At 59.2% G+C, this 25,834-nt stretch carries 18 protein-coding genes and 1 tRNA gene; 9 read left to right on the top strand and 10 right to left on the bottom strand.

The features are described 5' to 3' along the window. Nucleotides 1-2 precede the first annotated feature (2 nt). The 5 genes from CJO11_RS09360 to CJO11_RS09380 all read right to left on the bottom strand — a co-directional run bounded on the left by CJO11_RS09360 (nt 3) and on the right by CJO11_RS09380 (nt 5,233). On the bottom strand, nt 3-1,385 hold the full coding sequence (locus tag CJO11_RS09360) for a sensor histidine kinase (RefSeq protein ID WP_095012473.1): 1,383 nt from the start codon (nt 1,383-1,385) through the stop codon (nt 3-5). Continuing rightward, on the bottom strand, nt 1,382-2,116 hold the full coding sequence (locus tag CJO11_RS09365; RefSeq protein ID WP_095012474.1) for a response regulator: 735 nt from the start codon (nt 2,114-2,116) through the stop codon (nt 1,382-1,384). The genes CJO11_RS09360 and CJO11_RS09365 overlap by 4 nt, the downstream gene beginning before the upstream one ends. A gap of 68 nt (nt 2,117-2,184) precedes the next feature. Next, complete coding sequence (locus CJO11_RS09370; protein ID WP_095012475.1) at nt 2,185-2,763, bottom strand: EF-hand domain-containing protein; 579 nt, start codon at nt 2,761-2,763, stop codon at nt 2,185-2,187. Nucleotides 2,764-2,981: 218 nt separating this feature from the next. Continuing rightward, on the bottom strand, nt 2,982-3,374 hold the full coding sequence (locus CJO11_RS09375) for a VOC family protein (RefSeq protein WP_095012476.1): 393 nt from the start codon (nt 3,372-3,374) through the stop codon (nt 2,982-2,984). A gap of 53 nt (nt 3,375-3,427) precedes the next feature. After that, a complete protein-coding gene (locus CJO11_RS09380) occupies nt 3,428-5,233 on the bottom strand; it encodes an aminopeptidase P family protein (RefSeq protein WP_095012477.1) in 1,806 nt (601 codons plus the stop codon). Between the two features lie 37 nt (nt 5,234-5,270). Here CJO11_RS09380 and CJO11_RS09385 point away from each other — a divergent pair, with 37 nt between their 5' ends. The 4 genes from CJO11_RS09385 to CJO11_RS09400 all read left to right on the top strand — a co-directional run bounded on the left by CJO11_RS09385 (nt 5,271) and on the right by CJO11_RS09400 (nt 9,396). Beyond that, nucleotides 5,271-7,346 (top strand): S9 family peptidase, encoded by a 2,076-nt coding sequence (locus tag CJO11_RS09385; RefSeq protein WP_095012478.1) that lies wholly within the window; start codon nt 5,271-5,273, stop codon nt 7,344-7,346. Continuing rightward, on the top strand, nt 7,343-7,738 hold the full coding sequence (locus CJO11_RS09390) for an acyl-CoA thioesterase (protein WP_095012479.1): 396 nt from the start codon (nt 7,343-7,345) through the stop codon (nt 7,736-7,738). Before CJO11_RS09385 ends, CJO11_RS09390 begins: the two co-directional genes overlap by 4 nt. 99 nt (nt 7,739-7,837) lie before the next feature. Continuing rightward, nucleotides 7,838-7,924 (top strand) — tRNA-Leu (locus CJO11_RS09395). Nucleotides 7,925-8,310: 386 nt separating this feature from the next. Beyond that, entirely contained in the window at nt 8,311-9,396 is a 1,086-nt protein-coding gene (locus CJO11_RS09400) for an acyltransferase family protein (RefSeq protein ID WP_095012480.1), read from the top strand. A 392-nt stretch (nt 9,397-9,788) separates the two neighbouring features. Here the strand turns inward: CJO11_RS09400 and CJO11_RS09405 are convergent, their stop codons facing one another. Beyond that, nucleotides 9,789-10,559 carry a phosphatase PAP2 family protein gene (locus tag CJO11_RS09405; protein ID WP_095012481.1) on the bottom strand — a complete coding sequence of 257 codons (771 nt, stop codon included), beginning with the start codon at nt 10,557-10,559 and terminating at the stop codon, nt 9,789-9,791. Nucleotides 10,560-11,239: 680 nt separating this feature from the next. Here CJO11_RS09405 and CJO11_RS09410 point away from each other — a divergent pair. Further along, nucleotides 11,240-11,995 (top strand): glycoside hydrolase family 16 protein, encoded by a 756-nt coding sequence (locus CJO11_RS09410; RefSeq protein WP_205651055.1) that lies wholly within the window; start codon nt 11,240-11,242, stop codon nt 11,993-11,995. Here CJO11_RS09410 and CJO11_RS09415 read toward each other — a convergent pair. Continuing rightward, nucleotides 11,957-12,991 carry a glycosyltransferase family 2 protein gene (locus CJO11_RS09415; RefSeq protein ID WP_095012483.1) on the bottom strand — a complete coding sequence of 345 codons (1,035 nt, stop codon included), beginning with the start codon at nt 12,989-12,991 and terminating at the stop codon, nt 11,957-11,959. The genes CJO11_RS09410 and CJO11_RS09415 overlap by 39 nt on opposite strands. A 212-nt stretch (nt 12,992-13,203) precedes the next feature. Between CJO11_RS09415 and CJO11_RS09420 the strand changes: the two genes are divergently transcribed. The 4 genes from CJO11_RS09420 to CJO11_RS09435 all read left to right on the top strand — a co-directional run bounded on the left by CJO11_RS09420 (nt 13,204) and on the right by CJO11_RS09435 (nt 16,906). Further along, complete coding sequence (locus tag CJO11_RS09420) at nt 13,204-14,478, top strand: cell wall hydrolase (RefSeq protein WP_095012484.1); 1,275 nt, start codon at nt 13,204-13,206, stop codon at nt 14,476-14,478. Between the two features lie 82 nt (nt 14,479-14,560). Further along, nucleotides 14,561-14,881, top strand: coding sequence for a hypothetical protein (locus tag CJO11_RS09425; protein WP_150125009.1), 321 nt, complete (start codon nt 14,561-14,563; stop codon nt 14,879-14,881). Between the two features lie 55 nt (nt 14,882-14,936). Further along, nucleotides 14,937-15,797, top strand: a complete 861-nt coding sequence (locus CJO11_RS09430; protein WP_240504412.1) for a glycosyltransferase family 2 protein — start codon at nt 14,937-14,939, stop codon at nt 15,795-15,797. A gap of 107 nt (nt 15,798-15,904) precedes the next feature. Then, the gene (locus CJO11_RS09435) at nt 15,905-16,906 is read left to right on the top strand and encodes a glycosyltransferase family 4 protein (protein ID WP_169829170.1); all 1,002 of its coding nucleotides are present in this window, start codon (nt 15,905-15,907) and stop codon (nt 16,904-16,906) included. Between the two features lie 72 nt (nt 16,907-16,978). Here the strand turns inward: CJO11_RS09435 and CJO11_RS09440 are convergent, their stop codons facing one another. From CJO11_RS09440 to CJO11_RS09450, 3 genes are all read right to left on the bottom strand, one after another. Further along, nucleotides 16,979-18,550: a glycosyltransferase family 39 protein gene (locus CJO11_RS09440; RefSeq protein WP_150125010.1), complete on the bottom strand. Its 1,572-nt coding sequence runs from the start codon at nt 18,548-18,550 to the stop codon at nt 16,979-16,981. A gap of 143 nt (nt 18,551-18,693) precedes the next feature. Continuing rightward, nucleotides 18,694-19,617 carry a carboxylesterase family protein gene (locus CJO11_RS09445; protein WP_095012489.1) on the bottom strand — a complete coding sequence of 308 codons (924 nt, stop codon included), beginning with the start codon at nt 19,615-19,617 and terminating at the stop codon, nt 18,694-18,696. A gap of 16 nt (nt 19,618-19,633) precedes the next feature. Beyond that, nucleotides 19,634-25,549 (bottom strand): non-ribosomal peptide synthetase, encoded by a 5,916-nt coding sequence (locus CJO11_RS09450; RefSeq protein ID WP_169829171.1) that lies wholly within the window; start codon nt 25,547-25,549, stop codon nt 19,634-19,636. Nucleotides 25,550-25,834: the final 285 nt, after the last annotated feature.

Consider the following 25,834-nt stretch of genomic DNA (forward strand, 5'->3'; position numbering starts at 1 on the left):
CGTTAGCCGATTGGCAATCGCAACTCCGCTTGCAGCCCGCCCTCCGGTCTGTTTGCCAGGACAAGTTGCCCGCCGTGCTGCTCGGCGATCGCGCGGGCGAGCGTAAGGCCGAGGCCCGCCCCGCCGGTCTCGCGGTTGCGGCTCGCTTCCCCGCGCGTGAACGGCTCGAGCATGGCGGCGATCCGTTCGGGCGGGATGCCCGGGCCGTCGTCGGTCACGCGCAACACCGACTCGTTGCCGTCTCGCACAACCGCAACTTCCGCGCCGCCGCCGTAGCGCACCGCGTTGGACACGAGGTTGCGCAGCGCCCGCCGCGCCCAGGTGACGTGGACCGGCCCGACCACTCGCTTGCCTTCGGCCAGTGTGACCGGCTCGCCCATGTCCTCGAACTCCTCGACCACGGCCGCGGCAAGCGCGGACAGGTCGGTGCGTTCGGGCGACTCGCTTGCCCGGCCGACACGGGCCAGTGAGAGAATGTCGTCGAGCGAACGGGTGATGTCCTCGATCCCCGCAGCCATTCGGGCGCGTTCGGCCTCGTCCTCGACCGATTCGATCCGCACTCGCAGCGCAGCAAGCGGTGTCTTGAGGTCGTGCCCGATCGCGCCGAGCATCACGTCCTTTTCGTCGAGCATCGCGACGATGCGTGCTTCCATCGCATTGTGCGCGGCGATCAGGCGGCGCAAATCGTCGGGCCCGCGCGGTTCGAACTGGCCATCGGTGTCCTGTGTGCGGGAGAAGCGCTCGAGCCGGTTGGTCAGCGCCGCGAGCGGATTGGTAATCCGCCGCAGCAGCAATGCGAGAATCCCTACGAGCACTAGGTAGAGAACGATCGTCTGCACCACGAGTGTTCCAAGCGCCCGGTTGTCTGTTGCGGGCACGAACACCCGCGCGACGCGCCATTGTCCGGTCTGCGCATCGTGAAGCCCGGCAACGATCAACTTGCCGCCGCGGGTATCGAGCAGCGGACCGGCCACTCGGGCGAACGCCGGATCGGATTGCGGTTGCCGCGCGACTACCACGAGATCGGCAATGCTCGCTTCATCGTCGCTGAGGATTTCGCGTAGTGCTGCCGCACGTGAGGAATCCGAAGTTTCACCCGGTAACAGCGGCGAGCGATCCTTGACCTCCAGCCGCAGCGCGCGCGGCAGGCGGATGTCACGTCGCTCGCGGAAATGCGGCGGTGGCCGCCGCATCATCATGTGTTCGCGGAGTTGAGGGGAGGGAGCCTCCAGCCGGAAGGCCAGCGAATGGAGGATTGCAGATTCGCGGCGTTCCTCGGCTGCGCGATAGAGCAGCACGGCCGAAATCGTCTGCGCGATCAGCAGCGCCACCGCTACCGCCAGCAGCACCTGGCCGAGCAAGCTGCGGGGCCACGGACGGGTCAAGTCGCAGGCCCTGCGGCGATCCGGCGCACATCGGCGGCGAAACGGTAACCGCCGCCGCGCACGGTCTGGATGAAGTGCGGGTTGCGGCTGTCGGCCTCGATCTTGCGGCGAAGGCGGCTGACCTGGTTATCGACAGCGCGGTCGAACAGGTGGGCTTCGCGCCCCTGCACCATGTCGAGCAACCTATCGCGGTCGAGTACCTGGCGAGGATGGTCGAGGAACGAGACCAGCAGCCGGAACTCGGCAGTCGAGATCGGAACGGTAGTGCCTTCGGGGTCGGTCAGGCGCCGCTTGAGCGGATCGAGCAGCCAGCCCTCGAACTCATAGGATGCATCTTCTTCCACGTTTGTGGCCCGCTGCGAACGGCGCAGCACGGAGCGGATGCGCGCCACCAGCTCGCGCGGTTCGAACGGCTTCACGACGTAATCGTCGGCCCCGATTTCGAGTCCGACGATGCGGTCGGTCGCTTCGCCCCTGGCGGTGAGCAGGATGACCGGCAGGTCCTTCGCTTCGACCAGGTGGCGGCAGAGTGACAACCCGTCTTCGCCCGGCATCATGATGTCGAGCAACGCAAGGTGCGGCTTCTCTTCGAGCAAAACGCTACGCGCTGCGGCAGCGTTGTCCGCCTCGCGTACCGAAAAACCCTGGCGCTCGAGATAGGCTGCCAAAGGCTCACGCAAGGTCGGCTCGTCGTCGACCAGCAGGATCCGGATCGGGTTGGGCTCGTTCATGGACATACTGGTGCGCACGACGGGGCGCGCCGGTCAAGCGCGCCCCTTGCGATTGGCAGGCCGTTGCCTCAGTTTTCCGGCGGAGGCGGCGGAGCCTGGTGCTCAGCGCGCATCTGCTCCCACTTGGCCTTCATCGCATCGTGAGCTGCCTGACGTTCGGCCGCAGTGACGGTGCCGTCGTGGTTGGCATCCATCTGGTCGAAGTGCTTGAGCGCGGCAGCCTCGAATTCGGCCTTGGTGATGGCACCATCGCCATTGGTGTCGGCGCGCCGAAGCATCATCCGCATCATGTCGCCGCGGTCGCCGCGCATCCCGCGATGGTGCCCGCGCTTGCCCTGGCGTTCGCCGCGCATGTCGCCGTCGCGATGCGGCGGACCGGCAGCTTCGAACTCGTCCTTGCTGATCACGCCGTCGTGATTGGTGTCGATCCGGTCGAACATCTTTGCCTTCATGGCTTCGCGGTCGGCGGCATCGATCTTGCCGTCACCGTTCACATCCATCTTGGCGAACATCTTGTCGGCCATGGCGGTCGCCTGGGCGCGGGTCATGTCGCCGGACGGCATCATACCGGGCGCGGCATAGGCGATTCCGGCAAGGCCGGCGGTAGCCAGCGTGGCCGCTGCGATCGTTAGTGTCAGTTTGCGCATCGTTTTTCCCTCTTGCAGTCAATCGGATGAGCCGCGGGGCACCCTGCTCGGGGAAGAAGGGGGAGGAACCGTCTCGGGTACCACCGCAGCTCGTGACTGCCGTTCTAGGGCGCAGATGTCGCACGCGTATCCCGCGATTCCGCAAAAGTGTCGCAGATTGTATCACCAGGGGCCGCCCGTTCAGCGGAGCGCAAGCCTATCGGGCGGGCCGATCGGGGTCAGCCCTGCACCATGCAGAAGGCGTTGAGCTTGTTGCCGTCGCGATCGCGGAAATAGGTGGCGTAGAAGGTATTGCCGTTCTCGTCCGGCTCTCCGCGCGGCCCCGGCGCACCTTCGTCGCTGCCGCCGTTAGCCATCGCGATATCGTAGAGCCGCTTGACCTGGTCGGGATCCTTCGCTTCGAGCGCGACCATCGTGCCGTTGCCGACTGTCGCGGTGTTGCCGTCATACGGCTTGGTTAGCGCAACCCCCGCGCCGCCGCCCCATTCGCCCCAAGCGATAAAGGTGTCGAAGTCCATCATCCGCCCGACGCCCATCTCCTTCGCCAGCGCGTCGTAGAACGGGGCATTGCCCTCAAGATCGTTGGTGCCGAGTGTAACGTAGCCGATCATCGCTGTTCTCCCATGCGAATCGATGAGAGAACATTATAGGAACATAGCTGTGTCTACAAGGGCTGGCAGGCATGCTCCAGCCAAGCCAGCACATCGCCCGACAGTTGCGGCGCAAGGATAGCACGGACCTTTGCGTGATAGGCGTTCCACCACTCGATCTCGTCTGAGGTCAGCAGAGAGGTATCGACCAGCGTCCGGTCGATCGGGGCGAACGTCAGCGTTTCGAACCCGAAGAACGTGCCTTCCGCGTTCGCGATGTCCTTTTCGACCACCAGCACGAGGTTTTCGATGCGGATGCCGTAGGCGCCTTCCTTGTAGTATCCCGGCTCGTTCGACAGGATCATGCCCGCCATCAGCGGCTGGTCGCTGCCCGCCTGTGCACCGCCTACTTTGGCGATCCGCTGCGGGCCTTCGTGGACCATCAGGAAGCTGCCGACACCGTGCCCGGTGCCGTGGGCATAATCGACCCCGCCGGCCCACAGGAACTGGCGGGCGAAGCTGTCGAGCGCGCCGCCCGGAGTGCCTTCGGGGAATACCGCCCTGTCGATTGCGATGTGGCCCTTGAGGACGCGGGTGAAGCGGTCCTTTTCCTCGGCCGATGGCTCACCCGGGCCGATCCACACCGTGCGGGTGATGTCGGTGGTCCCGTCGATGTACTGCCCGCCTGAATCGCACAGGAAGATGCTGCCCGGTGCGATCGGCAGGTTGCTGTCCTCATCGACCCGGTAGTGCGGCAGCGCCGCATGAGGGCCGGCGGCGCTGATCGTGTCGAACGACAGGTCGCGCAGGATATCGCTCTCGTCACGGAACTTGCGGAGCTGCGCCGCAACGGAAAGCTCGTCGAGCTGGCCCTTGGGGCCTTCGACGCTGAGCCAGTGGAGGAACTTGGCGATCGCTGCGCCATCGCGCGCCTGCGCGTCGCGCTGGCCCTGCTGCTCGACCGGGTTCTTGACCGCACGCGGCAGGATCGTCGGATCGCGCGTTGCGACCGCCTTCGCACCCCCGGCTTCAAGCGCTTGGTAGATCGCTGCGACGCCATAGCTAGGATCGACCGCAACAGTCTGCCCATTCATCTCGCCGAGTGCGCCTTCGAACGCGCTGCGCGGACGGATGGTAACTGCGTTACCGAGATGCTGGGTGAGTTCGGGTGTTACCTTCTCTTGGGCAATAAACAGGTCTGCGGTGCCGTCGGCGTGGGCGATGACGTAGGATAGCGCCACCGGGGTCCGTTCGACATCGCTGCCGCGGATGTTGAGCAGCCACGCAACCGAATCGAGCGCGCTGATCACCGCCGCATCGTAGCCTTCGGCTTTGAGCCAGTCGGCGACTTCGGCGCGCTTGTCGGCGCTCGAACGACCCGAGAGCGCATCGTCGTGGACGATTGCAGGGGCGAGAGAAGGTTCAGGGCGATCGGCCCACACTGCGTCGATCGGGTTGCCGTCGACTGCGACCAGCTCGCCACGATGCCTCCTCAGCGCGTCCGATGTAGCGTCGACCCAGCCCTTCGAATGGAGCCACGCGTCGTAGCCGATCCTGGCTCCTTCGGGCGCGTTTTCGCTGAGCCACTTTGCCGGGCTGGTCGCCGGGACCGACTGGTATTCGAACAGCTTGCCGTCAACCTGTTCGCGGACCTGCACGGTGTAGCGCCCGTCGACGAAGATCGCTGCCTTGTCCTTCAGCACGACCACGGTGCCGGCCGAACCGCCGAAACCGGTCAGCCACGCCAGCCGCTGGGCATAGCCGCCGATGTATTCGCTCATGTGCTCGTCAGAGATCGGCACGACGAATCCGTCGAGCCCGCGCTTTTCCAGTTCGGTACGCAGGGCGGCTAGGCGGGCTTCGTGGGTCTGCATCAGCATGGTTGCGGTCCTTTCGCATCCCACATAGTGGCAAGGGATGGATCATGCCACCGTCGATAGCGAAACCGCCGCCCCTCCGGTCGCCGCCAGGAAACCGTCCAGCGTTACGCACCACGGGATAACCGTCACCGACGATTACGCCTGGTTGCGTGATCCCGGTTACCCCGATGTGAAGGACAAGGAGGTGCTTGAGCACCTGGCAGCGGAGAACGCGTGGTTCGCAGCGCAGATGGCCGTGCAGCAAGGCCGGATCGATGCGCTGTTCAAGGAAATGCGCGCGCGCATCAAGGAAGCCGACAAGTCGGTGCCGCAGAAGGATGGCGACTACCTCTACTGGATCGAGTTCGAGGAAGGCGCCGAATACAAGAAATGGTGGCGCAGGCCGGTTGCAGGCGGAACCGACCAGCTGATCCTCGACGAAGTCGCGCTGGCAGAGGGAAAGGACTATTTCCGGCTCGGTGCGATCTCGGTCTCCAGCGATGGCAAAAAGCTCGCCTATTCGATCGACGACAACGGGTCAGAGCGATTCACCGCGCGGATCAAGGACCTCGCGACCGGCAAGCTGCTGGCGGACGAGATCCCCGGTACGCTTTCCTCGCTGGTGTGGGTCGCGGGCGACAAGGGCCTCGTCTATTCGCTCGCCAACGAGCAGTGGCGTACCGACAACGCCCGGTTGCACTGGCTCGGACAGCCACTGAGCGACGATGTCGAACTCTACCACGAGGATGACGATGGATTCCGTGTCGGCGCAGGGCTTTCAGCCAACGAGAAATGGCTGATAATCTCGACCAGCGATCACGAGACCAGCGAAGTGCGGCTGGTTCCTGCCTCCGACCCGCTCGCCGAACCGATCCTCGTCAAAGCGCGCCAGAAGGGCGTCGAATACGAAGTCGATGAACGGAGCGGCGTGCTTTACGTGCTCGCCAACGACACCCACGAGAATTTCCGCCTCGCGACCGCGCCGCTCGACCGCCCCGGCGATTGGACCACTCTGATCGAGGGATCGGATGCGTTCTACCTCACCGGGTTCGACCTATTCCGCGATTTCTACGTCGTCGAGGGGCGCGAGGGCGGGCTCGATACGATCGCTGTGCGCTATTACGACGATCCGGGCCGCGTCGAGCCGATCGCGTTTCCCGAAGCGAGCTATTCCGCCGGGCTAGGCGACAATCCCGAATGGGCGATGGATCGCTTGCGGGTTGGCTACCAGTCGATGGTCAGCCCTTCGACCGTTTACGATTACCATGTCGCCGAGCGGCGGCTGGAAGTGCTCAAGGTGCAGGAAATCCCCTCGGGCTACGACGCCGAACTCTACGCCACCGAGCGGCTGGAGATCCCCGCGCGCGACGGCACGCCGATCCCGGTGTCGATCGTCTATCGCAAGGATCGCGCGTCCCCTGGCCCGCTGCATCTCTACGGTTACGGTGCCTATGGCATCGCGATCCCGCCGGGCTTTTCGACGACCCGCTTCAGCCTCGTCGATCGCGGGTTCGCCTATGCCATTGCGCACATCCGCGGCGGGGATGACCTCGGCCGTGCGTGGTACAAGGGCGGCAAGCTTGAACAGCGCACCAACACCTTCACCGATTTCGTCGACGTGGCGAAAGGGCTGGTCGAGCGCGGCTACACCGAGGCCGGGCGGATCAGCATTTCCGGCGGTTCGGCGGGCGGCGAGCTGATGGGGGCGGTGGTCAATTCCGACCCCGAACTGTGGGGCGCAGTGGTGGCGCACGTGCCGTTCGTCGACGTGCTCAACACGATGCTCGACGCGTCACTGCCGCTCACGCCGGGTGAATGGCCCGAATGGGGCAACCCGATCGAGGACCGCGCGGCGTTCGAGCTGATTGCCAGCTACAGCCCCTACGAAAATGTGCGCGCGCAGGCCTATCCGCCGATCATGGTGACTGCCGGGCTCAACGATCCACGTGTGACCTATTGGGAACCCGCCAAGTGGGTCGCCCGCCTGCGCGAACTCAAGACCGACGAAAACCTGCTGATCTTCAAGACCAACATGGGCGCGGGGCACGGCGGCAAGTCTGGCCGGTTCGAGAGCTTGCACGAAACCGCCGAAGAGTTCGCTTTCATTCTGTGGCAGTTGGGGGTTGAGGGTTGAGCAAGAAACACTCCAAGATCTTTACCGCACTGCCCGAGCACATCGACGAGCTGGGCCACGTCAACAACGCGGTGTGGCTGCAATGGGTGCAGGATATCGCGACCGAGCACTGGAACGCAGTGGCCGATCCAGGCCACATCGCACGCTATATCTGGGTCGTGACCCGGCACGAGATCGATTACCGCGGAAACGTCTCCGTAGGAGAAAGCGTGACCGCCGAAACCTTCATCCCCGAAGCCCCGCGCGGCGCGCAGTTCGACCGCTGCGTCGAGTTCCACGATGCAAGCGGCAAGCGGATCGTCGCTGCGCGCAGCACCTGGGCAATGATCGACCGCGAGAGCGGGCGGCTGGTGCGCATCCAGCCCGAGGTCGCCGCCCCGTTCATGGGCTAGTTTGGCTGCGGCGCATTTGGCCGCTTGCGCACATCGGGGCCTGTTGCTAGAGGCGCCCGCCTACCGGGGGCCCGCTTGCGGCCCCGTTTCTCATGATGTGCGGTCGTGGCGGAATTGGTAGACGCGCAACGTTGAGGTCGTTGTGGGCGAAAGCCCGTGGAAGTTCGAGTCTTCTCGACCGCACCACACAGTCCTGAGTACCCCCTAAAGCCGGCTGATGCGTCGAGCTGCCGCCAGAAATGCCGCAGTTCGACGTCCGCTTTTCCATTCAGAGCTATTGAGACCAGGCAGTCGGCTTCCGACCTTTTTGTGAAGAGGCTTTCGGTATGGTGCGTCTCGTCAGCTTATGAACACCCACGAGCTCCTTCCAATGTCCGGTGTGGGGTAGAAAGCTGACGGTCCGCTATCGTTCACCAACTGACAAAAGAAGTGAGACCGCCCGCGACGACCATGCGAACTGGTGTGCGAGACCAACTTTCCTTCAATAACGGAGTAAGCACTTTTTGCGTCTTATGGAGCGCTTCATCTCTAAATATGAAAATTGAGAGAATCGATCCATTTAAAGTTGAGCAATGACAGACCGGAATTATCTCTTCGATGCTACTCGTGGGATCGCTGCACTGCTCGTAGTTGCCTATCATCTCGGAAACTTTGGTTATCAGATTGCGCCATCCGGGTTTCTAGCTGTTGATGTATTCTTTCTGCTCAGCGGCTTCGTAATCGCACAGGCATACGAAAAACGTCTCAGCGCTGGATTGTCTGGCGGCCGGTTCCTGCTGATGCGCGCCATCCGCCTTTATCCGCTAATCTTCGCTGGTCTCTTTCTCGGTCTATTCAAGGCAATATGCATTTCCGCCCTTCATAAGAATGGCGATTATTCATTATATTCAATTGTTGAGTCGGCTCCATTTAATTTTCTTCTACTCCCTTCTCCACCAAGCGTTGGAGTACTAGTACCGTTAAATGTCTCAACATTATTTCCGCTAAACGTTGTAACGTGGTCTCTATTTTTCGAAATTATTGCAAATATTGTTTTTGCCTTTTGGGCCTATAGGGCATCAAAGTTAGATCTTATTCTAACTATTACGCTCTTTGCAATCGTGACCACCAGTGTTGCGCTTAGCCATTCAACAATGAAAATCGGTTGGGATTGGGCAACATTCACAGGCGGTCTCGGGCGGGTGGGATTTAGCTTCACTCTTGGTTGCCTGATGCGACGATTGATGGACAAGCGTGCCAGGCGAAGCAGCTATTGGGCGGCGCTTCCAATGCTTGCCCTTATCATCATGCTGACCTTCAAGCCTCACGACGAGTGGGCCACGATAGTATGGATATTTGAAGCAATAATTGTCAGCCCAGCTATTATTGCAGCCTGTTATTATGTAGAAGTGCCTACTAAATTCCGCAATTTAGCATCTTTCCTTGGAGATATATCATATCCGATATATGCTATACATTTCCCTTTGCTAACGTTTATTATGTTTCCGCTGGAAAAGGTTGGAATTCCATTTCTAATGCGTCCCATTATAATATTTCCATGCCTGATTTTAATTGCTTATGTTGTTGCGCGTTTCTTTGATGCGCCTGTAAGGCGTCGACTTTCCGAAAAATGGAAGTTGAGAGAAAGCGCAGCACCAATGTTCCTGGATCGGAGATAGCCTACCTTCGGCCCGCATGTATTCGTAATTCCAACTCCATTTCGGTCATCGAGACGGGTAAGCAATGGAGGATAGCTACCGGCCTGGCCTCAGACCTCGGCAGAATAAGCACGAAGGTCCGAAAAATCGGCGCAATGCGGACATTCAATTCTAAGACGCTGAACGTCGATCATCGGGTCGTTAGCAGACAGTCTGCAAAGGATAGACGTTGCGCCATTCAACTAGGTCGCGATTGGGGTGGAAAGCGGACGTTCCCGACGCGTTCCGCAATGTCGTGCTTCTCCTTTGGAAGCGCGTATACAAAATAGCCCCTGGCTATCCCGCTCGAAATGCAAATCGTTGACGGGGCGGAGCGTCCCAGCATAAATTACTAGCGGGTCGGGACAGATTGATTAGCGCGATCTTTGCAGGTCTGGGTGTCTAGGCTTGGCAAGTGCTGCTTCCGTCCATTCCTTCGTTTCGCCCGTCAGATACCTGTGCACCGCCCTGAGTGTCACCCTGATGTCGTCAAACATGGTCGTGGTCCAAAACAAGACTGCAAACGTCGCCGAATAGAATGCTGACTTGCCCCATGGTTTTGAAGTCAGAACGGGATCTTCGGGCAAAATTTTGGGTACGGTGCGGGTGGCCAAGGCTGTCATACTTATGCCGATTAATGCTCCTGCGATTGTATCGCTTGGATAGTGAAGACCAACGTAGATGCGCGGAAGGCAAAGAATGAAGATCGCCCAAAGCAATGCGATTGCCCCGAACCAGCGAGAGGTCAACCAGAGACCATAGGCCAGGGAAAAACCCACGGCTGCTGTATCGCTAGGAAAGCTACTCCAGTCCTGGAGCGCGTCATCCTGCATTCCAAACGGTCTAATCAAATCTAAGTCAGGCGTATAGATTGGACGGGGGATATGGGGCATCATGTCTTGCAGGATGCGCGACACGATTATGGCCAAGAACATTCCGACTAACGTAGAGAATAACTTTTCCCTGCGTTTACGTGTTTCTACTTTTGGAGCGCTCAAGAACCACAGCCACACAATGCAGATTGCAAATGGAAGCAGTCTTACTGAATTTAGCATCGCAAACTTGGTCATGGCGAGATCGAGAAATAGCCAATGCCCAGCAAGGCCATTTATTGCGTGCAGCGCTGCCAAATTCCAATCGTGCATAGCCCCCTCCGCAAGATAGATAGCGGCCTCTGATTACGTGAATGTAATATTGCCGGGAAGTGTGGAAAAAGGGGTACGCAGGCTGCGATCGATCCCCCTCGGCTTTGACAAATTGAGTCGGAAGCAGCTCGCAGCCTGAAAGCATTTTATGCCCATAAATGGGCGGGTTGAGGACTGTCGGGTTTTGGCAGCTGAAACCTTATCAGTCTTGAGTTCACGGGCCATCCGGCACCCTCGCCGCATCGCGGTTGTCTCGGTCATGGGTGCTTCTCCGTATCATAGCGGCATCATTGCTGCCCGACCACCCAAGGCCCCTCCGATTGCGCCGGACAGGGCAGCGGCCGATTCCATCGTCCGCGATTTACAAGAAGAGCAATGCTCCGAGTGAGATTGAAGTCGAACGGAATTTTGACCGATAAGACAATCACCTTCAGCCGAATCTTGGCCTACTGGATCAAATCACTTTTTCGGAATATGCAGTCGTGATTGTTGATTGATGATAAACCTAAAGCCACGTCATACACTCCCGCCTTGGGGTAAATGAGATCGCAAAGATTTTCTCCGCAATCTCGCTATGTTTGGCGCTTTCAGCGGGACCTTGTGCTTCGCAAAGTGCGAACATCGGGCCACCGCTTGCCTTGTGTCATTTCGACTTGTGGTGGTCGGACGAATTCAATTCGTTGAGCATCGGAAAATGGCGTTTGGAAGATAAGCGTTGGACCGCGCATACGCCTTGGGCTGGCGATTTCGGCGCTGCCCGGTTCACCGACCCCGGACCGAACTCGCCGTTTTCGATTCACGACGGCAAGCTGTTGATTACAGCGCGGCGTAATCAAGCAGGCAAGTGGACCTCGGGCTTGATCGCTGCTGCAGACGAAACTGGGGCAGGCACGGGCCTGCGCTACGGGTATTTTGAGGCAAGAATGCGAATGACGCCTGGGCCCGGAACCTGGCCTGCGTTCTGGCTCTCCAGCCTAAAATCGCGCAGCGATCCGCGACCCAGCGTCGAATTCGACGGATTGGAATATTACGGGCACGATCCGTCAGCCTATCAGGCGGCCTGGCACGTCCACTATAAGCCCCCTAACGAGGCCGAGACTCGGGGCCAACTACAGCGCATACCGATCGATTCAGGGGCCTTCACGCAAGGCTTCCATACGATCGGGATAGACGTCTCCCCTAAGACGGTGACCTATTACTTCGATCGCAAACCGGTGTGGCAACACGTCACTCCGCCAGAGCTGGACACACCGCTGTTTCCGTTAGTCAATCTGGCACTGGGATCGGGTTATCCGATAGATCGAACGCCCAATCCGTCGGTGCTCGCAGTCGACTACGTTCGCATTTACAAGCCGAAGACTGGCCCGCTACCGGTAGGGTGCGCCGCTTCCCAGAAGTCAGACGCTGAAACGGCGACGGATCAGAGCGGCCGCTAGATCGTGAGGCGCGAACAGCGTCGCGAGTGACCATAGAAGAGCGAGAATGCGCTTCTGCGGACTTTCGAAGCCGCCTGCTAAAATCGATCGCACACAATCGTAAAGCATCGAAGGGCGGGTATCGCCAGGAAAGGGGTGAGAATGCGGGTCCGTCCGCAGCGATGCGATCCGCAATTGCAGCAGGTGCCACCCGAGGCGCAGGCAATCGGGTTCGGGGCCCGTAACGCCTGCTTCCTCGCAGATTCTCTCAGCGCTGCGCTGACGCAGCATCGCCCGCCCGACTTCGCGTCCGAACCGTTTGCGATCGGCGAACAGGTCGCTGTCATTGCTGCCATGCTGACGATAGAGCGCGAGTGGCTGTGCGATGGTCAAAACGTCGCCGAGAAACGGAGCGAGCGCGAGGCAGGTGGAATCTGTCGATCCATCGTGCTCGGGCCCGAGCGGGAACAATCGGTCGAGAAACTGCCGTGAATAGGCATTCCCGGAGCCCGGCGGAGTGGGATATTCGCTGGTTTTGGCGGCCCACTTCCGGATGGCCGCGGGGGCGGGTGCGTGACTGATCGGCGGGACCAACGATCCGAGCGGCCTCTCTTCGGCATCGACCCGTTCCATCAGCACCTGCACTTTGCTCAGCCCGTGTTGCCACTCTTGGGCCACGGCGCGGGCAAAGTGCGGATCGACGACATCATCGGCATCGAGAAATACAACAACATCGCCGGTTGAGTGAGCAAATCCCGCATTATTGGCTATTCGTTGTCCCGAATTTGGCTGGAATATCGCAGTGATCTGTTCGCCATAAGCATCAATCACCGATTTCGAATCGTCGGTCGAACCGTCGTCGACCACGATGACCTCGATATCCTCCCAATCCTGCCCAAGTGCGCTGTCGATTGCCCGCGTCAGGAAGCGGCCATAGTTGAAGTTTGCGATGACGAAGCTGAACCGCAATTGGTCCGTCTGGAGCTTTCTCGGCGGGTTTTTGCGCGTCTCCAACATCTTGCCGCCAATCTATTGTCGGTTTTGCGGCGGGCCATTGCGGAAACGGACTAGCACTTTCGGGTAGCGAACGGAGTCGATCGACCCAAACCATCCGAAAGGGTTGCCACTACGTCGGATTGGTCAGTCGATACGCCCTTTGACAACTGGCACCGAAGTGCATTCACAGCGATTCTGCAAGTCACTGGCAAACGCACGAGGGGTGAACAACGGTGACGCGGCCGCACGACCATCGCATCCCACTGGAGGATGGCACGGCAGCGAAGCCATACTGGACGGCGGTGAAGCGCGGCTTCGTTCCGATGGCGATAGCTTTGACCCCGATGGCGATTGTCACTTTGTCGCTGGCGCAAGCCATTCCGACCCGAACTGGGGCGAGTTATGGTCTCGTTGCCGCGCCGCCCACTCATTCCCGTTTCCGGACAGTTGCCGGTCCTGCGGTGCCGAAGCCAACTGATGTCGAGCTGACGGCGACCAGCGATGCGGGGGATCCGTACGCCAAGGGTACGTCAGCTGCACCGGGCAAGCTGGTGGCAGCTGTTCCTTACATGTTTCAGGGTTCGGCAAGCGCGCGGGAATACGCGGTTAGCTGCCTGGCAGCCGCGGCATGGTACGAAGGAGGCAGCGACGCAGAAAGCCAGCGATCGGTAATCCAGGTCGTGATAAATCGGATGCGTCGTCCGGCTTACCCGAAGACCGCTTGCGGCGTTATATTTCAGGGATCGGATCGGCAAACCGGTTGCCAGTTCACCTTTACCTGCGACGGTTCGCTCGATCGCCGACATCCATCTCAGAAGGCTTGGGAGGCTGCGCGCCTTTTGGCGCAGGCTGCGCTCGATGGCGCGGTCGACGAGGAAGTAGCGCAGGCTACGCACTTTCATGCCGACTATGTTTCGCCATACTGGGCGGCGAATCTTGTGTTGCTGACAAGTGTCGGGCGGCATCTGTTCTATCGCAATCCGCGAGCACATGAACGACTCGTCGTACAACCCATTGGTGGGGATGCCGACGATCGACAGTTTATGACGAAGATCTACGACAATGCGGCCGATCAAAAGGTGAAGGGTCTGGCCCAGATCGAACCCGCACAAGTGGCCGATGCCAGTATTGCACAAATGCCCGCGTTGCAGGGCGTGACCGTATCCGGGATCATCCAGGCTGCAGGGGGCGGCAACACCAAATCGTTCGTCCAGGCATTTGATCCGGGTCAGCCCGCTGGGCGCTGGGCAGTATCGGCTCTCGGACGTTGCGGATCGATACCCGGGTGCTCGGTTTTCGGATACGTGTCCGCAGATCAAGCCGCAAAGAATAGCTTAGTCCCGCCGGGCCGGCGTGATCGGCCGGCGTTTCTCTATGCAAATGACGTGTATTCAAACGCCAAGTTGGTCCTGTGGGACTGCAGCCGCTTCCAGCGGCCCAGTGCCTCGCAGTGCCTGCCTGTAGGCGTTGCCGCCTATCACCAACTCAGTAATCGATTATCCGATTAGCCAATTCCAAGACGGGTCGCAGACCTTGAATTTGATTTTAGTTCCATCCTGTCAATTAGACATAGAGACTTCGGACGCGACCATGGGAAAGAAGAAAGAAAAGAAGAGGAAGCAGAGAGATGCAGTGGAAGAACGTCCGAGTCCCGAGGTGCAGGCTCAAAATCTCTACGAGTTACTGATGGAAGGCGACCGCCCTCATTTTACCGACTTCATCGCGGTTAGCGAAACGATGATGAAGGGCTATTCGCGCTTCATCGATCTAGGGTTGCCGCGCCACACCATTGCCCTCGCAATGCTTGGTGGCGCGCTCAACCTCTATGACATGTTCGATATGCGCCCCGAGCTGCCCGAATTGCTCCGTAGCATTGCCGACCGGATCGAGAACGGATCGGAACCCAACTGAGCATGGACCCGCATCCCGTACCAATTGAACCAGCCGAAGGAGACGCATTTTGAGAGTGTGGGTCGCAGTTGCAACTGTTGGCCGAGCGGAGATACTGCGCGAATCCATTGGCTGGCTCGATCGACAGGTCAGACGGCCGGACGGCATTCTAGTTGTCGGTAGTTGCGCTGAAGATGTCGCCGGACTGGATGAGGCGTGTCCCGACGTGCAAATCGCATTGTCGGACAAGGGGTTGTGCAAGCAGCGCAATGCGGCGCTTGCGCGTATTCGCGACGAGGCGGACGCCCTGGTGTTCTTTGATGACGATTTCGTTGCCGATCGGAATTACCTAGAACAGGTCGAGCAAATCTTCGCGGACAACCCCCAAGTTGTCGGCCTGACAGGCGAACTGCTTGCCGATGGTGCACGAACCGGGGAGCTCGATTTCAGCCAAGCGCTGGATATACTGGTGGAGGACGCGGACCAAGCGTCGGTGGCGCAGGCCGAATGCACTAGTTTGTACGGCTGCAATATGGTGATCCGCATGTCTGCTGCCCGCAATTTGACGTTCGACGAGACGCTGCCTCTCTACGGTTGGCAGGAAGACGTTGATTTCACGACCCAGCTCGGCCGACGCGGCGCGATGTGGTGCACTGCGCGACTGACCGGTATTCATTTAGGAGTCCGCAGTGGGCGCCAGTCTGGCGTAAAGCTTGGATACTCGCAGGTTGCCAATGTCGTCTATCTGCTGCGTAAGGGCACGATCGGGCGCTGGCACGGGATTTCGCTGATGGGACGCAACTTCATTGCCAACGCGGTCAGGAGCTTCCTGCCCGAGCGTGAGATCGACCGTCGCGGGCGGCTGGCGGGCAATTTGATGGCGGCTGCCGATTGCCTGCGCGGGCGGGTTTCGCCGCAACGGATCGAAAGCCTCTAGTCGCGACGAATGGCGTGCCTGCTGTCCCCGATCTCCTTGTAAACGGTCGTTTCCTGACGCGCGACCCGACGGGTGTTGATCGTGTCGCAACCGAGCTCGTGCGAGCCTTGGCGCGGAACCGCAGCAACACGGCTTTTCGGATCGATGTAGCGCTGCCTGCCAGTGATCGTAGCGACGATGAGGTTCGCACGGCGCTCGAGCTCGGCGAGGATAGTCGTGTGTTCCGTTCACGGCTATCCGGTTATGCGTGGGAGCAGGGTGTGCTACCGCGGATTGCGCCGGACCATGTCTTGCTGAGCTTGTGCAACATCGGTCCCGTCGCGCGTCGTCGACAACTGGTGATGATCCACGATGCGCAGGTTTTCGACGTGCCAAAATCCTATTCGCGCGCCTTTCGCCTTGGCTATCAGGCAATCCTGCCGTTATTGGCGCGCCGTGTCCGTTGGCTGGCGACAGTGTCGTCCTATTCACGCGAACGATTGGCAGCCAACGGAATCGGTGCCGGACGATCGATTGCGGTGGTGCCCAACGGGGTTGACCATCTGGATGCCGTTTGCGCCACCCCTGACGCGGTGCGCCAGCATGGTCTCCATCCAGGCGGATACTTTCTCGTTGTCGGCAGTGCCGCGCCGCACAAGAATCTGGCAATGTTGAGCCGTGCCAATGCCATGCGGTCAAACCCGGGAATGCCGATTGCCGTCGTAGGCGAGGAAAATCCGGCGATCTTCGGCCATTCGGACGGTCGCGCACGGAATGACTTCGTATCACTTGGGCGAATCAGCGACGCCGAACTGAAGGGTCTTTATCGGCAAGCGCGGGCGCTGTTGTTCCCTTCGGTGACGGAGGGGTTTGGCCTGCCTGCCTTGGAAGCAATGCGCTGCGGCGTCGCAGTGATCGCCTCCGACGGCGGTGCAATACCTGAGGCCTGCGGCGACGCGGCGCTGTATTGCCGGCCTAGTGATCATGTTGCCTGGGCTGCTGCGATGGATCGCCTGGCGACCGATACGACCCTTGCAGCAGAGCTTGTCGATAAAGGGCAAGCACAGGCAGCGCATTTCACCTGGGATTCCAGTGCACGCCGCTTGCTGGACATTCTCTCTGCGAATTGATTTGTCCACGCAGCCTAAGGCGCTGCAATTAAGTGCATAAATTTGATCATGATATTGTCGCCTTATGAGGGCTCATGAACCCGGGCTTCCTGAGTTCGGGGGAATTATTGCTGTTCCATCGATAATCCGGGTCTTTCCGACTATTTCATCGATCGTGGGCGGGTGAAACGGGCCCAGCAGAAGCGAATCGTGATCGTCAACGTCCGTCAGTAGATTGGCATCTTGCAGAATCGGCAGTGGTTGCGTCGATCCGCGCTGGATCAAATAGACGTTCGCTCGCGTGGAAATTGCCAATTTCCCGTTCGGTGTGCTTGGGATCGGAGGGTTATACCCGGTTCCCCAGTTGGCCGATTGCGGTGTGGCCGAAGAAATGCCGATTATCGGAAACGGGCATGAGCTTCGGCGCAATTCGAGCGAACACGCCTCCTTTGCCGCGACAGCTTCCGGCCCACTTGTTACGATAAGCACGCCATTGGGGTCATGGGCCATGGTAGTGATTGCGCTGCGCCAGTCTTCCCATAGATAATCAGAATGCCTCGCGAGGTTGACTAGAAGCAAAAACGTGATGCCAACTGTTGAAACAACGTAAGCTTGATTTTTTTTAATGCTGCCAATGGCAGCGGCCGACAGCGTAATTGGAAACAAGCTCATCCACAGTAAAGTTCTATCTATTATTATATTTTGCTTAAAGCTGACTGCTAGATACGTGATGACGCTGACGGCCAAGCAGGTCATAATGAATTTTGTTGCGACGTTTGAGCGAGTGCGAATAATGCCGATCATTGCCAATAAGAGAACTATGAATGCAGTTCCTGTGGACCGGCGACCAAGAAGCGTACTGCTAAAAAGTAATTTTAAATACTCAAGTATCCCGGGGCGATGCATCCATGCGAGGAGGCTGTTTGGGGTCTTTGTCTGCAGGTACGTTATATAGATCCACCATGCCGCACAGACAAATATTGCGGTATCGGTTGCTATAAGGATAGCGAAACGTCTGCCGCTTGCTGGGCGGAATCGTTTGTCAACCAGCATTAGGCTCAGCGTCGCGATCGCGGGCCAAAACAGAGCGGTAGTGTGGAGATAAATGGCCGTAGCGGCGCCAGCGCCATAGGCAATCCATGCAAATGTCGGCTCTCGCTCGACTGGCGCATTCGCAGTGATAATTCTCAGCAAGCCAGCGAACGATACAGACAGTGCCAGAAACAAGAAGCTGTAGGTGCGCACTTGCACCGCATAATCGATCTGCTGCGCGGACACTGCGACCATTAGTGCGGCAGCCAGTGCGGCTTTCTTTCCGTAGATTGGTTTGATGCCGAAAAACAAGGCTGGAGCAGCGAGGGCACTTGCGACAATTGACGGGAAGCGGAGCATTGTCGCTCCGCTCATAGGCCCGACAAGGGCCATCCATCCATGTAGTATAGAATAGAAGAGCGGAGGATTGGTTTCTCGTACCATCCATTCGCTCCACAATTGGCTCAGTGGCAAAGATCCGAAGAAAACTGACGCGTATTCATCAAACCAAAACGAATGGCTGGAGAAATATAAACGTAAGGCAAGCGCAAATATGAAAATACCAGATAATACCAAATATATTATCTTTCTGTTATCATATCGAAGGTTATGCAATACGCTATTATGAGCCACTTCATATCCCTTAGAGATAATTTGTTTGTAAGTAATTCAAGGTGATTGATCTTAACATTCTTATCGTGTGGAATTATATTATTATTTCTCCAATCAGTTTTCGAACTGAGCGCAGATTTCCGAATCCGTCTGCGTGACTTGCTTTATGAAGGTGGCCCACTGGATATGTTGGGACCCCGGTGAATGGAGAGACCCGGTCCAGCCGATCTCCTCTGCTGAAGTAGCCACTCAAAATTCTCGCGCGTATAAACCTGAGCCCTGATGTCGTGCCCCGCCCCGCGCAATTCCTTGTAGCGCGCAAGCGCGCCAACCTTGCGCAAGCTTGCTGCCAATTCACGGCTGTTGGCGACGGGCGTAGTGGTGTCGGCGCTTCCGTGAAAGAAACGAATTGGCAGCTTCCTGACCCTGTCCATCGCGCGCGGGTCACCCGCTCCATTCAGGATCAAGGCCGCAGCGAACAGATGCGGGTAATATGTTAGGGCGTCCCAGCTCCCCTCTCCGCCCATCGACATCCCAGTCAGGTAGATACGCGACGGGTCGGCGTGATATTTGCGGGAGACATCTCGCAGCAAGTCGATCGCTGTCTTGATATTCTCGCTTTCAGGGATCACGCGTTGGTCGAAATTGGTGAAGGGTGGGTCGAAGCTGGGATAGTTCACCCAGTGAGTGCGGATGCCCGCCTGTGGGGCGAGGACCATGACCGGCTCAATCCCCTGCAAAGTGTCGGAGAGCAGATATTGCACGCTTTCATCGAGCTGGCCGAGATTGTCGTCGCCACGGCCAGGACCGCCATGGAGAACCAGAATTATCGGCAAGCGCTTTGGGCTTCCACCGGCGCCGGGCGGGACATACAACCGCCAAGGCATTACGTTGCCTGAGACAGGATCGGTAAATACGCCTGCCACCATGCGCGAAGCGAGCGAACGCTGCCTGCTTGTTTTCTCTATCTTGTGGATGACCGGTTTGAAGGCGACGAGGCACGCCGCTGCCGCAACAGCCAGGGCTGCACTCACGGCGAGAAGCGGTAATTTCTTGCTCAACGATTTGCTCACGACGTGATCGATCAAAACAGCTTACCGGCAACTATCGGTTGGCAGCCGTCGGCGTCAGAACTCGCGCCTGAGGGGCAAACTCCTGCCGTTCATGTCCTTGCTCCTCGCCAAGCCCAAGTGCATCGCCGACAATCCTTGCCAATGCCTTTGCCTTTTCGCCCAGAAACATTTCGAGGTGGCCGGCCATCATGATGCGGACATCGACATCGCCTTCGGAAAACTCGCCCCACCCTCGTTCAACAATCTCCATCCCGTCACCGTAGGTGGCTTTAGTGGGCAACGGGCGCCTGACAAAAATAAGCGGAGCGCGCAGCCGATATTGGGGCCGGTAAATTCGATTTGCTTCCCACAATCGAGGAAATACTTCCTCCATTCCATGGTCCGGAATAATGTCCCAATTGGACATTGCGAATTTCAGTTCCCCCGCGAAAAGCCGATCGCCGGAGCGCACAGCTTTCTTTGCGGCGGCAAAACCGCGGGTCAAAATATCGCGCCAGCTCTTGGAACGAATGACCCGCAGCCGGTCTAGGAACTTCGATGCGAGCTTCTGCTTCGGGGGAAAGCCCGGGGCCGGCATGTCCATCGATATGAACCCGAGCAAGGGCTTGTTCAGGCTCTCAAGCTGTCGGGCAATTTCGAAGGCGACGCGCGCGCCCATAGAATAGCCGCTGGCGATGACAGGACCCTCAGGGCAAATATTCTCAAGCTCGGCAACATACTTCGCGGCGATAGCCTCGAAGGTCGTCGGCAGTTCGTCGATATCGTCCACTCCGAACGGCTTGAGGCCGTAAACAGTCGCTTCGAAAGGCAGAGCCCGAGCAAAATTCAGGAACGAGAAAACGTGCCCGCCAGCGCCGGCAACCAGAAGCAAGACGGGTGATCCTGGCGCGCCCCTTCTAAGAGGTACGAAGACTGTGTTCACAGGGGTGAAGTGCTGGTTGATGGCTTCCGCAATGCGCTGGATTGTCGGTGCCTGTAGGAGGACATCCGGCGAGAATGAGTATCCAAACTGCGCCCTTATCCGCACCATTAGACTTGCTGCGGACAGTGAGGTGCCACCGAGATCCTGAAAGGAGTCGGTTATGCTGACCTTGTCGATTGCGAGAATCTCCATCCACATATGTGCCAAGATCTTCTCGGTCTCATTCCCTGGCGCCACGTAATCGCTGCCCACCGCTTCCAGGTCGGGAAGATATGTCGGATCAGGCAACGCCTTCCGGTCCACTTTGCCATTTGGCGTGAGAGGAAGTGTTTCCAGCCCCATGTAGGACGATGGAATCATGTAATCTGGCATACGTTCGCGCGCGAACGAACGAAGCGCATCGACGTCAATCGTCTCGCCCGTGCTGGCGAGCAGATAGGCCACAAGACGTTTTTCGCCCCCCTTGTCATTCCGCGCCACCACCACGCATTGCTTGACGGCCGGATGAGCTTCAAGATGGGTTTCGATGTCACCCAGCTCTATGCGGAATCCGCGCAGTTTGACCTGGTTGTCGATGCGACCGAGGAAGCGGATATCGCCGCTTGCCTGCCGCACGACGAGATCGCCGGTTCGGTACAGGCGTTCTCCCGGCGCGAAAGGATGGTCGATGAACTTCTCGCGGGTCATCTCGTCCAGAGCGAAGTAGCCGCGGGCAAGCCCGTCGCCGCCAATGAGCAACTCACCCGGAACACCGACGGGCTGCAGCTCCAGATCCGGGCTGCAAATCAGGAAGGATGTATTCGCAATCGGATAGCCGAGATTGATGGCGTCCTCCTGCGCCCTAACTCGGCGGACCGAGGACCAGATGGTGGTCTCAGTCGGTCCATACAGGTTCCAGACTTCGCACCCGGTAGCAACAAGCTGGCCTGCCAATTCCAGCGACATCGCTTCACCGCCACACAGCACCTTGATCGGCGGATCACCACGCCAGCCCTGATCCAGCAACATGCGCCAGGTCACTGGCGTGGCCTGCATGATCGTGGTGCCTGTCTCTTCCATGCTGGCGAGCAACAACTCGGGATCGAGTGCGAGCTTCTGGGACTTGATCACCACCTGCGCACCGCAGATGAGCGGCAAGAAGAGCTCGAGCGCAGCGATGTCGAAGCAAATCGTAGTCAGGCTGTGCAATACGTCGCTGCGCCCGATGCCGGGTTCGTGCCGCATCGATTCCAGGAAATTCACGAGACCGCGGCGGACGACCTGCACCCCTTTGGGTCGGCCGGTAGAACCGGAGGTATATATTACATAGGCAAGATCATCGAGGCTGCCGGTCGGCGGCTGATCCGAGGCGTCTCCCTCCTCCAGACGCGGATCGTTTGCTTCTAGCAGGACGGTTTCCGCTTCAACAGGTCCAAGCCGATCCACCACTCCGGGCTGGGAGATACAGACTTTGGCGCGGGAATTTTCCACCATGTAGTGAAGGCGATCGACCGGGAAGGTGGGGTCCAGCGGGACGTATGCTCCCCCCGTTTTCATGACTGCGAGCAATGCGACCACGAGATCGGGGGAACGCTCCATGCAAACAGCGACGAGTTCGCCGGGCCCAACGCCCATTCCGCGAAGTCGCGCCGCCATTCGGTTGGCGCGAGCATTCAGCGCGGCGTAAGTTAGCGCAACGTTCTCGCCGATCACGGCGGGTGCATCTGGCGTGACTGCCGCCTGTTGTTCCACGAGTTGGTGCGGATGCAACTCCGGGAATTGCGTGGCGGGTGGATTCCAGTCATGCAGCAGGGCTTCCCGCTCAGCGGCGTCGAGCATGTCGAGCATTGCCACCGGTATGTCGGGATTTTCGATCGCCCTGCCCATCAACGCGATATAGTGAGCTGCTATCCGTTCGGCGCTGGCGTGCTCAAACAGATCGCTGCTGTATTCGAGCGTCCCCGACATGCGCTCGCCTTCCTCAAGCATGGACAGCGTGAGGTCGTACTTGGAGCCCCCCGTATGGAGCGGGACCCGAGAGAGCCTGAGGCCCGGGATTTCCCAGCGGCTGTGGGTATTGTTGCGATGAATGAACAGGTGTTGGAAGAGCGGTGCATCGGCGCGTGAGCGCGGGAACTCGAGTTCTGCAACAAGATCTTCAAAGGGAAGCTCGTCATTGCTGAACGCATCGATAGTCACCTGCCGCATTTGCGCCAGCAGCCCCCGGAAGGTGAGGCCCGGTGTGAAACGCGCCCGCAAGACAAGATTGTTGATGAAGAGGCCAATCATGTCCTCCGTCTCGGCCAGGTACCGTCGCCCGGTTGGCGTGCCGATGAGGATGTCATCCTGCTGCGAATAGCGATGCAACAACATTTGCCAGCAAGCCATCAACGCCATGAAAGTCGTCGCCGATTCCGCTCTTGCAAAATCCGCAATCGCATTCGCCAGGTCGGAGGGTACCTGGAAAGCGACCTGCCCGCCCTTCAGCGAAGGCATATCCGGGCGCAAATGGTCGCCCGGTACCTGCAGCGGTTCCGGCAGGTTGGCCAGTTGCTGCTTCCAGTAGGCAATCTGGGACTCCAGTTGGCTGTTGCTTGCCCGCTCGCGCTCCCAAACTGCATAGTCGGCAAACTGGTGCGCGAGTGGTGCCAAGGGAGATTGCGCTTCCCCGCTCGCAAAGGCGGAATACAGCGCGCCGAGTTCACGGAAGAAGATGCCGGAGGACCAGATATTGTCGTAAACGATGTGGTTGAACACCAACACCAGGATCGCGCTTTCCGGCCCCAGGCGCAGCAAGGCGCTCTGGAACAGGGGCCCGCGCTCCAGATCATGCTGGTGTTGCAGCAACTGCTTGGCCCGTGCCTGCCAGCGTGCCTCCTGCTCATCGGTCGGCAGGTCGCTAAGATCAATAACGTCCAGCGGCATTGGCGCCGCCGGGAGCACTTCCTGCCAAGGTTCCCGTTCGCCCTGCGGGAAGCGTGTGCGCAGCACTTCATGGCGCTCGACGATTTCGCTTAGCGCCCGCTCCAGCGCGGCTACGTCCAGCGACCCGTCGAGGCGCACGGTGTTGCTGATATTGTAGGCCGAATTGCCTTTGCTCAGCATATCGACAAGCCACATCCGGCGCTGCGCCAGACTCACGGGCTGGCGATCTAATCGCGGAGCAGTCGATAGACGTGGCGTGATACCGGCGACACGCGAATCGGCGTCGCGGATGATTTCGGCGATCGCTTTGAAATCGGGCGCTTCAAACACCTGGCGCATATCAAGCCGAACGCCAAAGCGGTGTTGTACGCGGGCGATCAACCGGGTGGCTGATAGAGAATGGCCGCCAAGGTCGAAGAAGTTATGGTTGGTTCCGACGTCGCCCGCGCGCAGCAAGTCACTGGCGATTTCCAGCAAGCCGAGTTCCACGTCATCGACCGCAGGCACCGGAATGTCGTTCTGCAGCAAATTTCCCGGCAAGGGCGCGGGCAAAGCCAGTCGGTCGACCTTGTTGTTCGGCGTCCGCGGCATGGCGTCGAGCCTGACAAAGATCGTCGGTGTCATGTAATACGGAAGGCGGCGTTGCAGCCGCTGGCGCAGACTTCGAACGCTGAAGTTCTCGGCACCTGCCTCAGTCACCAGATAGGCAACCAGTTGTTGCTCATCGCCTATCTCGCGGGCAACCACTGCCGCCTCGCTTATACCAGGATGGTCGTGCAAGGCGGTTTCGACTTCGCCGACCTCGACGCGGAATCCGCGGATCTTGACCTGGAAATCCTTGCGACCGCGGTGCTGCAACAGCCCGTCGGCCCGCAGTTCACCCATGTCGCCTGTGCGATAAGTGCGTAGTTGGGAATCGTCCGGCGCGGCTTCGAACACCTTGGCCGTTGCTTCTGCATTGTTCCAATAGCCCAGCGCCAGATACGGGCTGCGCACGGTAATTTCACCGATCTCGCCAACGCCGACGGGCTGGCCATCATCGCCCCGCAGCACGATCTCCATCCCCTCGACCGGGTAGCCGATCGGGACTGTGGCGTCGTCCAGCTCGGTCTTTGGACCGATATAGAAGTAGCGGATCGTACCTGTCTCGGTCGAGCCGAGGCCGGTATAGAATTCGACCTGGTGCCCAAAGACTTCGCGAGCCAATTCCACGTCGGAGGTCAGCACGCGCTCGCCGCCGAAGACAGCAAGTCTTACGCGAAGCGCCGCCGATCCGCGGGGATAACTGGCAGCGAACTGCCGGAACACCGAAGCGACCGAGTGATAGATAGTGATGCGATGATCCGCGAGCCATTCGCCGAGTGCATCCACGCCGCGTTCGCGGAAGTCATATGGGAACAGCGCGGCCCCGTTCAGCAGCGCGCCGAAAATGCAATAGACCGATCCCATGACGCTGCACGAATAGAACAGGGTCATGCGATCCTCGACGGTGACCCGCTGCAGCCGGGTCCGCCGCATACAACCATGCAACGTGTTGCGCTGGTTCTGCATCACCCCCTTGGGCTTGCCGGTCGAACCGGAGGTGTAGACGATATAGGCCAGCGCGTCCGGCGAGATGTCGATTTCCGGATTGTGATCCGACCCGGCCGGCAACGTATCGATATTGATCACGCGCGCGTTGCCCGCGGAGAGGTTCTCCGCCATCTCCAAGTTGCGCGAGTTGGTGACCACCACCGTCGCTTGCGAGTCTTCGACGATGTATGTGTTGCGGCTCTCAGGGAATGCCGGATCGACTGGGACATAGGCGTGCCCAGCTTTCAGCACGCCAATGATTGCAGCAACGCATGTGGATCCGTTCTCTATGCAGACGATCACTCGCCCGGCAGCGTCAGAGTGCAGCGTATGGGCCAGCCGATTTGCGAGCCGATTGAGTTCCTCATATGTCAGAGAAAGCTGTTCGTCGCTGACCGCCAACCGATGCGGCGTGCGCTCGACTTGCTGCTCGAAACATTCGGCAATCGATTGCTCGATGTCCATCAATGCGGCCGGTTCGGCGAGATCAGCAGCGAAGCGCGTCGGGACCGCATCGACAGTGTATCCGTCGATGGCCTGATCGATCATCCGAGAGGCGGTCGGCCTCCTTTCGGACCGTTCCCCCATTCTATCTCGCTCGCCTTTCGATATGGAACCGTAAATCCCAGCCACGATTGAGTCGTCTACCTCCCGATCCTGTTTGTAGCGCTTGCGCGGGTGATCGCCTCTAACGCCACTGCATCTGCGGCAAGCCCGATGGCAGCCCAAGACTGAACTCTATGTCGGCGAACCGTAAGGCGAAATTACCAATCAGAAGGGGGCATCGCGCGCTGGGCGGTGGCCAACTAACCCAAGTGGGTAGGCCCTCGTTAC

The organism is Tsuneonella mangrovi (assembly GCF_002269345.1).
GTDB lineage: Bacteria > Pseudomonadota > Alphaproteobacteria > Sphingomonadales > Sphingomonadaceae > Tsuneonella > Tsuneonella mangrovi.

Excerpts from the sequence above, each read along its gene's own strand:
- CJO11_RS09365 (WP_095012474.1), bottom strand. The coding sequence starts at position 2,116 with ATGAACGAGCCCAACCCGATCCGGATCCTGCTGGTCGACGACGAGCCG.
- CJO11_RS09370 (WP_095012475.1), bottom strand. The coding sequence starts at position 2,763 with ATGCGCAAACTGACACTAACGATCGCAGCGGCCACGCTGGCTACCGCC.
- CJO11_RS09375 (WP_095012476.1), bottom strand. The coding sequence starts at position 3,374 with ATGATCGGCTACGTTACACTCGGCACCAACGATCTTGAGGGCAATGCC.
- CJO11_RS09380 (WP_095012477.1), bottom strand. The coding sequence starts at position 5,233 with ATGCTGATGCAGACCCACGAAGCCCGCCTAGCCGCCCTGCGTACCGAA.
- CJO11_RS09385 (WP_095012478.1), top strand. The coding sequence starts at position 5,271 with ATGGATCATGCCACCGTCGATAGCGAAACCGCCGCCCCTCCGGTCGCC.
- CJO11_RS09400 (WP_095012480.1), top strand. The coding sequence starts at position 8,311 with ATGACAGACCGGAATTATCTCTTCGATGCTACTCGTGGGATCGCTGCA.
- CJO11_RS09405 (WP_095012481.1), bottom strand. The coding sequence starts at position 10,559 with ATGCACGATTGGAATTTGGCAGCGCTGCACGCAATAAATGGCCTTGCT.
- CJO11_RS09415 (WP_095012483.1), bottom strand. The coding sequence starts at position 12,991 with ATGTTGGAGACGCGCAAAAACCCGCCGAGAAAGCTCCAGACGGACCAA.
- CJO11_RS09425 (WP_150125009.1), top strand. The coding sequence starts at position 14,561 with ATGGGAAAGAAGAAAGAAAAGAAGAGGAAGCAGAGAGATGCAGTGGAA.
- CJO11_RS09450 (WP_169829171.1), bottom strand. The coding sequence starts at position 25,549 with ATGATCGATCAGGCCATCGACGGATACACTGTCGATGCGGTCCCGACG.